Consider the following 13298-nt stretch of genomic DNA (forward strand, 5'->3'; position numbering starts at 1 on the left):
TGTCGTCAGATCACGCCCCCGGCGACTGCTTCCCTCTTTCCCTACTCCGATCTTTCTTTATCTCCCCATCCCCCCATCTCCCCATCTCCCCCTCTCCCCCTCTCCCCCTCTCCCCATCTCCCCATCTCCCCATCTCCCCATCTCCCCATCTCCCCATCTCCCCATCCTTCTTTAAGGCCATATTTTTAATTGATCGCCGATTGTGAAATACAATGGAAATCTAGAGAAATAATTAATAATTGATTTAGCCTAATTTCCAGAGGACTTTTTCGATGGCTTTGAATTTTAGATTTGCTATTGCTAGTGATTTACATATCGCAGTTCCTAATACTATTGCTGAACAAGCGCATCGTTTTCATTTAGTAGAAGTGAGTATTCCTGCTTTTGAAGTAGTATTAGAAAATTTAAGTAAGCTAGATATTGATTTTTTACTATTACCTGGAGACTTGACTCAAGATGGTGAACTGGAAAATCATACCTGGTTAAGTAAAAAATTAGCTACACTTCCATATCCAGTTTATGTAGTGCCCGGTAATCACGATGTACCAACGAAATTTACCAATGACTATTCTATTGGTTTGGCAGATTTTCCTAGTTATTATCACCATTGTGGATTTGATTACCAAGAACGATTATATTACACTAAACAAATTTTGCCTGGAGTACGAATAATTGGGCTTAATTCTAATCAGTTTGATAGTTCGGGTAAACAAGAATATACAGGTGGTTTAGAAGCAGAACAATTAGATTGGTTGAAACAGGTTTTAACTACTACGAAAGAGGAATTAGTGATGGTAATGATACATCATAATGTGATTGAACATTTACCAGATCAATCTAATAATTCCCTTGGTCGTCGTTATATGTTAGAAAATAGGTTGGCATTGTTAGATATTCTTCAATCTGCTGGAGTTAAGCTGATATTTACTGGTCATCTTCATGTTCAGGATATTGCTGAATATCAAGGAATTTATGAAATTACCACTGGTTCTTTAGTTACTTATCCTCATCCTTATCGTATCATTAATTTTACCACCGACTCTAGTGGTCAACAGTCTTTAAAAATTGAAAGTCATCGAGTTAATTCCTTACCAAATTTTCCCAATCTTAGCAATATTTCTCGAAACTGGATTGGCGATCGCTCCTTTCGTTTTATGTTTAAACTTTTGACTAATCCTCCTGTCAATTTATCACCAGAAAAAGCAGAAAAACTTGCTCCTAGTCTGCGTTATTTTTGGGCAGATATTGCGGGTGGTGATGCTGTGTTTAACTTCCCTGAATTTCCACCTCATGCTAGACAATATTTTGAAAGTTTTAGCGCCACTAATAGTATTGATAATAATGCTACGTTACTGTTGAAATAATCGTAAAAATTTCCTGCGGAATGCTGCGCAAACAGCCATCAGTTATTGCTTTTATCTCAACGGTCAAATTCTCCAGAAAATATTCAGCATAAACACTCAATTACTGACTCAATTATGACCAGTATGATTTACTCCTGACTCCTGGATATAGTCAAGTCAAAAGTTACCATTTTTTTGCTTTTGACTTTTTACTAATTATCAGTTTTCCTGATTCAAAAAGGTTGACGACAAATAGTTCATAAAAATATAGTCACATAAGACATATCCTTACTTTGCAGGAGTTATCCTGACTGGGTGAACTACAACACCCTCTATCCCATGGTCAAAGACATTTGGGACTGCTTTTTTCATAATGTTCAAGGAACCGTTCACATCAGCATTGATTAATCTTTTGCTTGCGGTACGATACAAACCTCTTTTTACTCTTTTTCCTGAAAAGGTGACATAATTTTTCTCACTTTCACTGTACACTGGAATCAAATCATTATCTATAAAGCTTGCTTTTGACGTATAAGATTCTTCTGTAATTATTACATCTATCCCTACCATCTTGGCTTTATAAGATAACATTTCTATTAATTTGTTATAGGGAACAGATACAAAGTTTTGATTATTTCTTTTCCCTAAATTTATCTTCTGCTTCCATTCTTCATTGTGCCCTATTATCAATGTTCCTATTTCCCGATCTATCAGGGTATTAATAATCAAACGAGATGATTTATGAAGGTAATCGTTGATTTTAAATTCTCTTTTATTACAAAGCTTTTTCAGCCTCTTACTCCATTGATTTTCTTTGAGTTGAGATTGTAAGGAACTCTTAATTTTGTTATAGTATTGATTGATAGATTTTAACGGTCTGCCATTTATCACTCTTGGGTTTGATTCCGGCTTGATTAAAGGTTAATGTAGCTAGATTATTTAATCCAATATCAATACTGGCACAACGATTTTTCTCTAGCTCGTATTGTTTTTCGCATTTTTCATAAATGACCTCTATTACATAATGGTTTAGTCTAGGGACGAAACGAACTTGTTTAATTTGTGAAGTAGGTACTAATGTTTTTAGATAAACCCCTGTTTTACTGGGATTAATAATTCCTTTTTTTAATTGTCTCTTACTAATAGCTTGTGTTGTATAAACTACAATATTTCTTCCTGTTATTTTATTTTTATATCCAGGAAGATGAGGACGAGCATTAAACTTTGATGGGTTCTGTTTATAAACTTCGTTCGCTGCTAAAAAGCTTTTCCAGTTTCTATCTAGTATCATCAAGATTTGTTGAGATACTTTAGCTGGCATTGCTTGATAGTCTGATTGAGTAGAAAGTGTTTTTTGCAAGTCATAATAGGATAGATTTTTCTTTTCAAATATCCAAGACTGACGAACCAAATAATTAGCATAGTTATAGAGATTTTTCGACAAAAAACACAGTCGGTCTATTTCAGAATAAAACCGATGATTTTTTTGAATAATATGTCTCTCAACTAATCTCATAAATCCAGGAGTTGAAATTATATTAGGATTCGAGCATTTAGGAATTTTTATTATTATTTAGTCTTCAATTCTTAGCCTACTTAATTAGGCCATTAAATATCTGGCCTTTGAGTTATTAAATTTTGTCAAATATTTAGTAGCTATTTTGTACAAATTAACTAAGATATTTGACATTGTTTAACTACATAAGACTAGATTTATGTATAACTTTTATTATACCAAATACAGAGGTATAACCATGTAAAAATGTACTACCACCCACCGGACCAATTTCACCATTACAGAAAAAGCCACTGATAGGAATATTCAAATAACTACTAAATAACCTAGAATCAAAATTAGGCTTACCATATAATCCTTCTCCTCGTCCCAAACAAGCAAACATTAAAGCAGTAGCATTATTTGTAGATTCAGTCTCGAAAGAAACTTCCCTTTGATAGCGCTTTAGTAAAATTTCTAAATCTTCTGCTGAGGTATTAGCATCTCGTAAATGAAATTGAATTCGTTGGCCCACCCTTACCTTATCGCCAATGGCGATCGCTCCTGCTTTAGGATCAACTCCAATTAAATTACGAATCAGAAAATCTCCCTGTTTTAAGTTTTGCTGAAATTCGTCTCTTACTATACCGACAAAAAGAGAATTCTCTGCTAGTTTCCTGTCTTGTTCGTTGAGATTTTGTACTAAGCCTTGTAATGCTTCTAGTGGAGATTGTTTAATACCACCCACTATTTGTTCAGAACTAACAACTTCTTCAACTTCTAAAACTATATTACGTTCTCCTTCTGTAACACGATATGGTTTACCAATAGGCCGACAGCCTTGTGCTACTATTGTTTCTAAAATAATATTGCCAGACAGAGAGACTCCTACAACTCCTTCTTCACAAAGGCGGTCTTCACAAAAAAGTCCTGCATTGTTGCCAGTAGGGCCACTACTAGCTAATCCTCCTACTTTAGCGGAATTAGGATAAGCATAATCTAGACCTTGAAGCAAGTCATTGATTTTCGCAGAAAAGGGGTCAGCGAGTATAATAAATTGAGGATTGTCTACGGTAGGTACCCCGATTAGATTACACCAGTCATCGGGAGAACTGTCTAAGTCTGGTAGTTGTTCTGCTGATATGTGAAAAGCTTTTACTGTTACTTCTGGCAAATGTGCCAAACTGAGGCTAATGGCTGGTTGATGTTCTAGTTCTTGTGGTTTTCCATCATCATTCATACCAACTATACCACCGCCTCCACAACCAACGATAACTGTTTCTGGTAAATATTCTTTCAGTAGGGGCATAAGTCGTGGATATTCACTGGTAAAAGCTGAGGAGATAAATACCAGTCCTAAATCTGCTGTAGCTCCCAATGATTCTAAACTTTTTTCTACTACTTCTTTAACTGCTGCTTCTAATGAGGGACGGGTTGATATAGAGTTTGACCACTGCATCTATATTGAGGCTCCTTGTGAATATATTTCTAATCTTAATATTTCACCGATACTATTTTGATAACCAAAGCTAACAATGCACTCCGAAAGACAATTTCTCAGAGAGGGCGTATCTACCAAAGCACGGAGAAAAATTCCCCGTGCGCCATTTAAGTCTCGATCCATCTTTAAGCCATTACTTCCTTTGATAACTTTTCGACCACCTAAATTGGGAATGATTTCTCCAGTCCACGAAACGCTTTTGCTCGTGTATGCCTTACCAGATAATAATTATTGGGAAGTTTTATACAAATCTGCTAAATCTGTTAAGTTTTAGACGGCATTTTCCTAGACATTTATCGACAACTGTGGACAAAATGTATAGGTATAACCGTCTTTTTTATGTACAACTTTTAATTTGCTTACATGAACACTTTTAGCTTTTTGTCCTGGCACTGTGAAATTAAAACTATTTGATTTTGACCGAGGATTAACTCTACCTACTTCCCCTGTTTCAATATTCAACGCTAAATCTCCACTATTCCAACCTTTTATCGGTTTTAGTGGGTTGTACCTGATTGGGTATCCATATTTATTGACCGCTGCTTTTTGTCTACCTCCTTGGCCTTTGCATATAGCAACTAAAGCTTGGGTGGTCTGGAAATTTAACTGATTCACTTCTCCCACACAAGCAGCGTCTATGCAGTGTGCTTTGGGTAACTGTTGCTTTCTGCGGTTAAATTTTGTCTGTCCTCCACTACCTATAGTTACTTCCAAACCTGTAGTCTTTAAGCTATTGAACAATTTCCACCGCGTAGAATTAACTGCTGCTGCATCTTTTAAAGGCGATCTAGCTTGAGTAAGTATTCGCTTTAATAATTCTGGTTTTCCTGATAAGAAGTCTTTGACATCTTGATTACTTTTTATCTGATTGCATTTAGTACAGGCAACAGTTAAGTTAGATACTCGGTCTGAACCTCCTTTTGACTTGGGGTGAATATGTTCTATTTCTAGTGGTGTATTTGTTTTTCGACAATAAGCACATTGACGACCCCATTTTTCTAATAAATATTCTCTCAATTCATATCCTGCTAATTCACCCTGTTGATACTCTGTCCCATTTATTTCAGGATTTTGTATCAATTGAGTATCAAAGCTCACCAGCTCCATTGATATTGATTCTACTGGACAAAACTTGATTAATCGTTTGACCCAAGTCATAATAGTTTCGACTCTGTGGACTAGAGAAGGTGCTAACCAACCTTCAGGCTTTTTCTTGTTGGGTAATCCTGGCTTACGGTATCTGAGGTTTTTTGTTCTTCTAGCTCGACGGCGTTGAGAACGCTTTTGTAGTTTTTCGGAAATTAATGAACCTCGATGCTGAATTAAGAGCATCCATATAACTTTGTTTCCTTCTAATAAAGCCATCCCTGTAAATTTTGAGCCTGGGTCAATTTTTAGAGTTAAAGTTGTTTTTACAACTATTTCAACAGCTTTTTTGAGAATCAAAGTAAACGGAAAGCGTCGCCATACAGCAGCTTTACCAGAATTTAACAACCTACGAGCTACAGTTGGTTTGCAAGGTTGTAATGGTTTTTTGTTTGTATCTATTACGAAAACGTAATTAGTATTAGACATTGTGGTGTCTATTCCTTTTCAGTAAAGTGTTCCTCGATCATGTTGGCCAGGCTTGTTAATACCCTAAACACTATCGGTATCAAACCCACTTCCGATTGGCGTACTTTAACGCTGTCCTTAATTTAGAGTGACCAGCACATAAGCTGGAGTTCACTTATGTTGGTCGTGACCTGCCAACGTAGTCAGTTAAGACTTAATCTGCAACCTTTGAGAGACAACCTCAGATAATGTCTAGGGTTGGCTAGGTTTTTCAAAGGTGTGCTGCAAATAGACTATTGATAATATTAAAACCTTTGTCAAAGTCCAAATCCAGTATTTGTATCATCCTTTATTTTCCATATTTATAACCATCAATTTTTTGTACAATTACTCACTCTAATTGGTATAGCACTACTTAAATTATTATCATAATATTTTTAATTTAATTTCATAAATTTTACTTATCAAACAGGTTATCGTTTCTATTATGTTAATATATTAAGTATTTTTTAGTAAGATGGACATTTAGAAAGCTTAAAAGATTGATTTTTTGGTCAATGAATCTTAAAATATCAAGATCATTTGGTTGGGAATCTCTCGTAGCATATATAAATGATAAAGAGGTAAAATTTTAATTTGTCTCTTTACCTGACCTATTTTTCAATTTCTAACCCTTAATTTTATATTTAGGAATTGTGTCCCAAGAATTGTAGGTAGTAAGTTAAGTTAAGTTAAGAATAAAAAAACTATGACTAATAACAACATTGAGGAAAAAATTGAACAAGAACGCGAAGAAGCTCGTGCTATTTGTGATGCTTCTGGTGCTAATTCCAAGGAATGTGCAGTAGCTTGGGATTCGGTAGAAGAGCTTCAAGCTGAGTCTGCTCATCAAAAGGAAAAGAAACCTAAAAGTTCCTTGGAAACTTATTGCGATGATAATCCTGAGGCTGCTGAGTGTAAAATACACGACAACTAGAGCCAATTCATTGATTTAATAAGCGATTTGATCGTAGTTTATTACATTAAATATATTAATGTTTGGCTGGTAAGCAACTGAAATATTTAACTTATTAATTCAGTTGCTTATCACTAGAAAAAAATATACCATAAATAACTTTTTAAAGTTAATTACTATTATAGTTAAATTTTTATAAGTTACTTAATTATGTTAAACTTTGTACCCATGGCCATCACCTCTGGATTGGAAATTTGGGTCTGGATGGACTATAGGCTAGCGGTATTATTTACTGTGGTACTACCCCTAATTATTTTGATTTGGGCTTTTGTCAAAAAGTCTGAAGCTATTCAACGTTTATTGATTACTTATTGGCGAGTTTCTAGTTTATTGGCAATTACTGTTTACTTAATGATTGCAGCAGTACCTATCAGTTTTTTAACATCATTAATAGCTCGAATTTTAATTCCTATATCTTTATGGTTTTGGGTAGATTTGAATGAGGAAATTAGAGAATTACGCAATTCTCCTCTGAAGGCTAGTTTGACTTCTTGGCGTTGGGCTACTACATTTTATAATTTAATCGGAGCATTATTCCAAATTCCTTTTTTTGCCTGCGCTTTTAAATCCCGCAATGATTTACTTGAAGATCCATTTTGTAATGTTTGGTTAGACCCTCCATGGTTATTTAAACAAATTTTCCATCCAGATTGGCCTCAAGAATTTATTGGTTTTTTGGGGTTTGCCGGATTAATTATCTATACAATTTTTCTCTGTTATTTTGTTTTGGTTAAGTTACAGAAACAAGGGCGATCGGCAACAGGCAATTAATATAATTAATAATTAATAATTAATAATTAATAATTACCTCTCCTTGAAAAGAACTAGATTTTTTTTTTAAAATCCTTTGAGTAAAACCCACATTCCGCTGCTTTTTAAGGAGAGTAAATAATTAATAAGTAATTGTTCAACTATCTACTGAATAACTTTCAGTGATATTATATAGAGTGCTTTATCAATCAATAAAGAAATGAATAGCATTTCTCATCGTTTGGAAAAATACACAATTAAAAAACCGAATGAAGTATTAATAGTCAAGGTTGAAATTGATGGAGAACTAGATGAAATAGCTATTTTTAAAGGTTTTTCTAGTTCCCTAATGAGACCTACAGCTTTCGACCCAGATATACCTGTATTACCAGAAACAGCTAAAATTCTTAGTATCGATTTGGTTGCTAGTCCCTACAATCCAGAATCTCCTACTTATATTAAACAGGGACTGACTAGGAAACAAATGCAGTCCCTGCTCGCAGAAGTGGGAATTTAGTTTAGTTAACCCCACCAGCAGCTTGCAGACGCGCTCTAGCTCGCTTTAAGGCTTTTTTGGCCTTGATTTTTGCTTGCAAGTCGCCGTTTTCAGCTTTTTCCAGACTAGATTCAGCCTCATTGTAAGCTATACGAGCTGCTTCCTTGTCAATAGTGTCTCCTTTTTCCGCACCATTAACAAGTATCGTTACTTCATCTGCTTCTACTTGAGCAAAACCACCCATCAGGGCGATCGCTACCCAATCTTTCTGAGGACGAACTCGCATTACTCCTGCATCAAGAGCAGTTAACATGGGAGCGTGTCCACTTAAAATTCCTAATTGACCTGTTGTACTTGGTAGGATTACTTCTTGAGCCTCTGAGTCCCAAACTGTCTTGTCGGGAGATATTACACGCACAGTTAATGTCATTTGTCAATCATTTTTTGTTTATTTTTTCGGGGGAAGGCAGAGGACAGATACGCTGAATAATTAATAATTAATAATTAATAATTAATAATTAAATAATTCTGGTTTAAAGCCTCCCCTGTTAAGGGGAAAAAAGAAATAATATTTCCTTACATTCAATCAAGAACAGTTTTAAACAGAGGTAATTATCAATTATCCATTATCAATTATCCATTAATGAACCCTTCTGCCCTCTGCCTCCTGCCTTCTGCCTTTTTCATTTGTGTTAGTTACTAAGTTGTCAGTTGACTCGTCGGTCTCAGCATCGATAACCAACAAGCCAACTGTCAAAATTTTCTCGCTAACTAACGACCAACATAGTCATTAAGACGATGCTTCTGCCTTAATTTTTTCAGCTTTGGCGATTACTTGATCGATACCACCTACCATATAGAAAGCTTGTTCTGGTAACTCATCAAGCTCACCAGATAAAATCATTTTGAAGCCTTTCATAGTATCTTCAAGCTTCACATATTGGCCAGGAGAACCTGTAAATACTTCAGCTACAAAGAAAGGTTGTGATAGGAAACGCTCTATCTTACGAGCGCGAGCTACTACTAAACGGTCATCTTCAGATAATTCGTCCAAACCTAAGATAGCGATAATATCCTGAAGTTCTTTGTACCTTTGTAAGGTAGATTGTACAGAACGAGCTACACCATAATGGTCATCACCTACTACACTTGGTTGCAACATAGTAGATGTAGAGTTTAAGGGGTCAACTGCTGGGTAAATACCTTTAGAAGCAAGTCCCCTTGACAATACTGTAGTTGCGTCTAGGTGAGCAAAGGTAGTAGCAGGTGCTGGATCTGTCAAGTCATCCGCAGGTACATATACTGCTTGAATAGAAGTAATAGAACCTTCTTTTGTGGATGTAATTCTTTCTTGCAATTCACCCATCTCTGTACCCAAGGTAGGTTGATATCCCACCGCAGATGGCATTCTTCCCAAAAGTGCAGATACTTCAGAACCTGCTTGTACAAATCGGAAGATGTTGTCGATGAAAAGTAGTACGTCTTGCTTACTAACATCCCGGAAATATTCCGCCATTGTTAGAGCAGATAGACCTACACGCATTCTTGCCCCTGGTGGTTCGTTCATCTGACCGTAAACCAAGGCCACTTTAGAATCGGGGAGGTTCTTTGGGTTAATTACTCCGGACTCAATCATTTCATTATAAAGGTCATTACCTTCACGAGTCCGCTCTCCCACACCACCAAAAACGGATACTCCACCGTGAGCTTTAGCGATGTTATTAATTAATTCCATGATGATAACGGTTTTACCTACACCCGCACCACCAAATAACCCAATTTTTCCACCACGACGATAGGGAGCTAGTAGGTCTACAACTTTAATACCTGTTTCAAAAACGGAAGGCTTAGTTTCTAGCTCTACAAATTTAGGAGATTCCCGGTGAATGGCAGATTTATCCTCAGTTCCCACTGGGCCTAGTTCGTCTACAGGTTCCCCAATCACGTTAAATATTCTACCTAGAGTAGCAGTACCTACAGGTACACTAATTGCAGCTCCAGTGTCCACTACTTCCATACCACGCACAAGGCCATCTGTGCTACTCATGGACACAGCTCTTACTTGGTTGTCGCCTAGAAGTTGTTGCACTTCACAGGTTACTGAAACATCTTGTCCAGCTTCGTTTTTACCTGTAATTGTTAGGGCATTGTAGATTTCTGGAAGATTTCCACTAGGGAATTTAGCATCTACAACTGGACCGATAATTTGAGTAATTTGTCCTACGTTTGTTTTTTCTGCGGTGCTTACCATTCTATCTATTCTATATGCTTATTTAGCTATCCAAATTAATTTAACCTACACTGGTACTGCTATGGCAGAAAGTTTGCTGTTGCTTTTAGTGTGGGTTTCTTGTTTGATTAATTTTGCTCTTTGACATTTTCCCGACACTTCTCTACGAGACAGGGCGGGATTCCCTAATATCACTAATAGGGGCTTTCTGTTGCAGGGCTGTCCCTACCGATGCTCTACATCGAATCATCCAGGCTTTTTACTTGGGCCTTTCGACTGAACAAGTTGCACTGTCATTTTTTAGACTATCACTGAAAGGTTCATCAAAGGTGATATTAATTATTTTGCTGAGGAATTTTTTGTATCAAACTTGAAAGCATTATCATCTTATGTAATTTTTGTCAATTTTTTCAAATGAATCTTTTGATATGTGTTTTGCTCAGAAAATATTGGTCAAATTGATTTAAGAAATTAGCGATCGCTTTTTTTGTCTAAAGCCTCCTCTTTTAGTACCAGTTCCTAAAAGTAACGCTATACTGGGGTAAGACTTCAGTTATTAATTAATTAAAACAGCTATAATCACCTTTTTGCTTAAAATAGCCTAGTTAATGTTAATTATTCTTACTTTTTACTTCTCCCTGTACGGACGTTGCATGCAACTTCCCTACTTACTCCCCTGTTTCCTCTCCTGGGAGGGGTTAGGTGTGAGTCCCCTGTTCAACAAAATGTAGAAAAGTTTTTGATAAATGGTATAAGAGGATAAAAAAAGAGAATATTCCTTATTTCAAGTCTCCTTATTCCAGAAGTACTGATAATATCATGTCCGGAGAAGAGCGTGATAAAAAACTTTTTCTCATGAGCGCCTTTTCTTCCCTTCTGCCTCCCCCTCCTGGGAGGGGTTAGGGGTGGGTTGCCTCCTGCCTTCGGACCTCCAAAGTGTAAGTATTCAACCGGACATGATATAACTGATAACTGAAATTATCTATTTCCTATTTCAAGCAAATTTTAAATTAATTTTTTACCGAAAAATTGTGGTTTAAAGCCTCCCCATTTTAAGGGGATAATAAAGAAAAATTTTCATAATTAGTCAATCCTCTCCTTGAAAATAAGAGGTAATTATTAATTATTAATTATTCATTATTAATTATTAATTATTCATTATTCATTATTAATTATTAATTGTTTAAAGATACTTACTGAAATAATTTAACTATTCTGAATATCTGACTTAGCTTTAATACGTCTAATAGGTAAATTTGCTATTAATGCTGTAGCTCTTTGATTATTTTCTAACAAAAATTCTGAATCACTGTCATCTATTTCAACATAGCGAGATACTACTTCCATAATTTCTTTTCTCATGGCCTCAATTATTTCTGGATTAACATCGGCACGGTCATGAGCGATAATAAGCTTCAAACGACGCTTAACTTCATTACGACTACTAGAAGTATTTCTAGAAAAAAGTTTTTCTATAATTTCATTTAACATTAGCTTATTGTTAATTTAATAGTTGATTTATTCAGTTAATTGCGCTCTTTTTTTTAGATTTAATACCCCGTCGCCTACAAGGTGTTATAGCGCTACGCGCAAGTCAAAATTTAAAAGTTAAAAGTTATATCTGACTTAGTTTGAGCATTTATAAATGTCCTAACCTATTTGCGTAGTGCTATGTCTATTGGTTGGGTTTATAAGACACGAAATGGCAGGTCATTGACTATCCCCATCCACTTTTTTTTATATAATGTCCGGATAATAGCGTGATAAAAAACCTTTTCCCTTCTAACCTTTTCTTTCCTTCTGCCTCCTGCCTCCAGCTCCCGCTGCCTTACCTCCTCCAAAGTGTAAGTATTCAACCGGACATGATATTACTTCTTCCTTCTTCCTTCTTCAATATTAAACAATTTTAAATGATAATAATTTACGCAACCAAGTAAAGAAATTTTCTTTTGGGGGGTTTAAGTCAATAAAATCTACTTTTTCTCCATCTAAACGACGAGCAATGTTAGCAAATTCTGAGCCTGCTAAAGAAACTTTTTCTGCTAATACTAAAGGTTCGCCTCGGTTAGTAGATACAATTACCTTCTCATCATCTGGAATAATTCCCATCAGTGGGATAGCAAGAATTTCTTCTACGTCTTGTACTGACATCATTTCATCAGCTTGAACCATCTGAGGTCTAATCCTATTAACTATCAGATGAATATTCTTAACATTATTGGCTTCTAGAAGGCCAATTACTCTATCCGCATCACGGACGGCAGATATTTCTGGGGTTGTAACAATTATAGCTTCTTTGGCAGGGGCGATCGCGTTCTGGAAACCTTGTTCAATTCCAGCAGGAGAGTCAATTAGGATATAGTCATATTTTTGTATTAACATATTGACTAACTCTTGCATTTGTTGAGGGGTAACTACTTCTTTCATTCGATTTTGAGCAGCAGGTAAAAGTGCCAACCGAGGTTGTCTTTTATCCCTAACTACTGCTTGTTCGAGGCGACATTCTCCTGCTAAAACCTCTACTGCCGTATAGACAATTCTGTTTTCTAAACCTAGTAGTAAGTCCAAATTTCTTAACCCGAAATCTGCATCAACTAGGGCTACTTGATGACCTTGTTGAGCTAAAGCCATGCCCAAGTTTGCTGTGCAAGTAGTTTTTCCCACTCCACCTTTACCAGAAGTAACAACAATAATTCTGCTCATAAGCTATTAGAAATTAAGAAATAAAGAATTGTATGTGTCAAAACTCAGAGATTATTTTGGTATTTTAGATATTATTTGAGTATTTTAAATTAAGTTTAGAGCTTGTGACATACTCCCACACTAAGCTGGTGCTATAGTGTGGGCTTCTCGGCGATTCAGCTAACAGCATAATAATTAGGGTTTGCTGATTAAATCTCAAATAATTACCAGA

15 protein-coding genes are annotated in these 13298 nt (G+C 35.9%); 5 read left to right on the top strand and 10 right to left on the bottom strand.

Annotated elements, in window-relative coordinates:
* Positions 1 to 10 precede the first annotated feature (10 nt).
* Positions 11 to 181, bottom strand: coding sequence for a hypothetical protein (locus F6K54_RS14515; RefSeq protein WP_293078614.1), 171 nt, complete (start codon positions 179 to 181; stop codon positions 11 to 13).
* A 91-nt stretch (positions 182 to 272) separates the two neighbouring features.
* Here F6K54_RS14515 and F6K54_RS14520 point away from each other — a divergent pair, with 91 nt between their 5' ends.
* Positions 273 to 1364, top strand: coding sequence for a metallophosphoesterase (locus F6K54_RS14520; protein ID WP_293078616.1), 1092 nt, complete (start codon positions 273 to 275; stop codon positions 1362 to 1364).
* A gap of 267 nt (positions 1365 to 1631) precedes the next feature.
* Here the strand turns inward: F6K54_RS14520 and F6K54_RS14525 are convergent, their stop codons facing one another.
* The 3 genes from F6K54_RS14525 to F6K54_RS14535 form a co-directional block, all read right to left on the bottom strand.
* Entirely contained in the window at positions 1632 to 2234 is a 603-nt protein-coding gene (locus F6K54_RS14525) for a transposase (protein ID WP_293078618.1), read from the bottom strand.
* Positions 2191 to 2859 carry a transposase gene (locus F6K54_RS14530; RefSeq protein ID WP_293078620.1) on the bottom strand — a complete coding sequence of 223 codons (669 nt, stop codon included), beginning with the start codon at positions 2857 to 2859 and terminating at the stop codon, positions 2191 to 2193. The genes F6K54_RS14525 and F6K54_RS14530 overlap by 44 nt, the downstream gene beginning before the upstream one ends.
* 181 nt (positions 2860 to 3040) lie before the next feature.
* Positions 3041 to 4297, bottom strand: coding sequence for an FIST N-terminal domain-containing protein (locus F6K54_RS14535; protein ID WP_293078621.1), 1257 nt, complete (start codon positions 4295 to 4297; stop codon positions 3041 to 3043).
* A 76-nt stretch (positions 4298 to 4373) separates the two neighbouring features.
* On the opposite strand from F6K54_RS14535, the gene F6K54_RS42940 reads away from it, so the two are divergent.
* The gene (locus tag F6K54_RS42940) at positions 4374 to 4613 is read left to right on the top strand and encodes a hypothetical protein (RefSeq protein ID WP_366558139.1); all 240 of its coding nucleotides are present in this window, start codon (positions 4374 to 4376) and stop codon (positions 4611 to 4613) included.
* An 11-nt stretch (positions 4614 to 4624) separates the two neighbouring features.
* On the opposite strand, the gene iscB is transcribed toward F6K54_RS42940, so the two are convergent.
* Positions 4625 to 5914, bottom strand: coding sequence for an RNA-guided endonuclease IscB (gene iscB / locus F6K54_RS14545; protein ID WP_293078623.1), 1290 nt, complete (start codon positions 5912 to 5914; stop codon positions 4625 to 4627).
* Positions 5915 to 6641: 727 nt separating this feature from the next.
* On the opposite strand from iscB, the gene F6K54_RS14550 reads away from it, so the two are divergent.
* The 3 genes from F6K54_RS14550 (at position 6642) to F6K54_RS14560 (ending at position 8175) form a co-directional block, all read left to right on the top strand.
* Complete coding sequence (locus F6K54_RS14550) at positions 6642 to 6869, top strand: Calvin cycle protein CP12 (protein WP_293078625.1); 228 nt, start codon at positions 6642 to 6644, stop codon at positions 6867 to 6869.
* 189 nt (positions 6870 to 7058) lie between these two features.
* On the top strand, positions 7059 to 7679 hold the full coding sequence (locus F6K54_RS14555) for a DUF3177 family protein (protein WP_293078627.1): 621 nt from the start codon (positions 7059 to 7061) through the stop codon (positions 7677 to 7679).
* A 199-nt stretch (positions 7680 to 7878) separates the two neighbouring features.
* Positions 7879 to 8175 (top strand): hypothetical protein, encoded by a 297-nt coding sequence (locus F6K54_RS14560; protein WP_293078629.1) that lies wholly within the window; start codon positions 7879 to 7881, stop codon positions 8173 to 8175.
* A gap of 1 nt (position 8176) precedes the next feature.
* Here the strand turns inward: F6K54_RS14560 and atpC are convergent, their stop codons facing one another.
* The 5 genes from atpC to minD all read right to left on the bottom strand — a co-directional run bounded on the left by atpC (position 8177) and on the right by minD (position 13087).
* Entirely contained in the window at positions 8177 to 8584 is a 408-nt protein-coding gene (gene atpC, locus F6K54_RS14565) for an ATP synthase F1 subunit epsilon (protein ID WP_293078630.1), read from the bottom strand.
* Positions 8585 to 8944: 360 nt separating this feature from the next.
* A complete protein-coding gene (gene atpD, locus F6K54_RS14570; RefSeq protein WP_293078632.1) occupies positions 8945 to 10405 on the bottom strand; it encodes a F0F1 ATP synthase subunit beta in 1461 nt (486 codons plus the stop codon).
* 1185 nt (positions 10406 to 11590) lie between these two features.
* Positions 11591 to 11875, bottom strand: a complete 285-nt coding sequence (minE, locus tag F6K54_RS14575; protein ID WP_293078634.1) for a cell division topological specificity factor MinE — start codon at positions 11873 to 11875, stop codon at positions 11591 to 11593.
* A gap of 197 nt (positions 11876 to 12072) precedes the next feature.
* Positions 12073 to 12240, bottom strand: coding sequence for a hypothetical protein (locus tag F6K54_RS14580; RefSeq protein ID WP_293078636.1), 168 nt, complete (start codon positions 12238 to 12240; stop codon positions 12073 to 12075).
* Positions 12241 to 12280: 40 nt separating this feature from the next.
* Positions 12281 to 13087 (bottom strand): septum site-determining protein MinD, encoded by an 807-nt coding sequence (gene minD / locus F6K54_RS14585; protein WP_293078638.1) that lies wholly within the window; start codon positions 13085 to 13087, stop codon positions 12281 to 12283.
* Positions 13088 to 13298 lie beyond the last annotated feature (211 nt).

Source organism: Okeania sp. SIO3B5 (assembly GCF_010692555.1).
In the GTDB taxonomy this organism is placed as follows: domain Bacteria; phylum Cyanobacteriota; class Cyanobacteriia; order Cyanobacteriales; family Microcoleaceae; genus Okeania.

Bases quoted from the DNA above. Each gene is read 5' to 3' on its own strand.
- F6K54_RS14515 (WP_293078614.1), bottom strand. From the start codon at position 181: ATGGCCTTAAAGAAGGATGGGGAGATGGGGAGATGGGGAGATGGGGAG.
- F6K54_RS14520 (WP_293078616.1), top strand. From the start codon at position 273: ATGGCTTTGAATTTTAGATTTGCTATTGCTAGTGATTTACATATCGCA.
- F6K54_RS14530 (WP_293078620.1), bottom strand. From the start codon at position 2,859: ATGAGATTAGTTGAGAGACATATTATTCAAAAAAATCATCGGTTTTAT.
- F6K54_RS14535 (WP_293078621.1), bottom strand. From the start codon at position 4,297: ATGCAGTGGTCAAACTCTATATCAACCCGTCCCTCATTAGAAGCAGCA.
- F6K54_RS42940 (WP_366558139.1), top strand. From the start codon at position 4,374: ATGCACTCCGAAAGACAATTTCTCAGAGAGGGCGTATCTACCAAAGCA.
- iscB (WP_293078623.1), bottom strand. From the start codon at position 5,914: ATGTCTAATACTAATTACGTTTTCGTAATAGATACAAACAAAAAACCA.
- F6K54_RS14550 (WP_293078625.1), top strand. From the start codon at position 6,642: ATGACTAATAACAACATTGAGGAAAAAATTGAACAAGAACGCGAAGAA.
- F6K54_RS14555 (WP_293078627.1), top strand. From the start codon at position 7,059: ATGTTAAACTTTGTACCCATGGCCATCACCTCTGGATTGGAAATTTGG.
- F6K54_RS14560 (WP_293078629.1), top strand. From the start codon at position 7,879: ATGAATAGCATTTCTCATCGTTTGGAAAAATACACAATTAAAAAACCG.
- atpC (WP_293078630.1), bottom strand. From the start codon at position 8,584: ATGACATTAACTGTGCGTGTAATATCTCCCGACAAGACAGTTTGGGAC.
- atpD (WP_293078632.1), bottom strand. From the start codon at position 10,405: ATGGTAAGCACCGCAGAAAAAACAAACGTAGGACAAATTACTCAAATT.
- minE (WP_293078634.1), bottom strand. From the start codon at position 11,875: ATGTTAAATGAAATTATAGAAAAACTTTTTTCTAGAAATACTTCTAGT.
- minD (WP_293078638.1), bottom strand. From the start codon at position 13,087: ATGAGCAGAATTATTGTTGTTACTTCTGGTAAAGGTGGAGTGGGAAAA.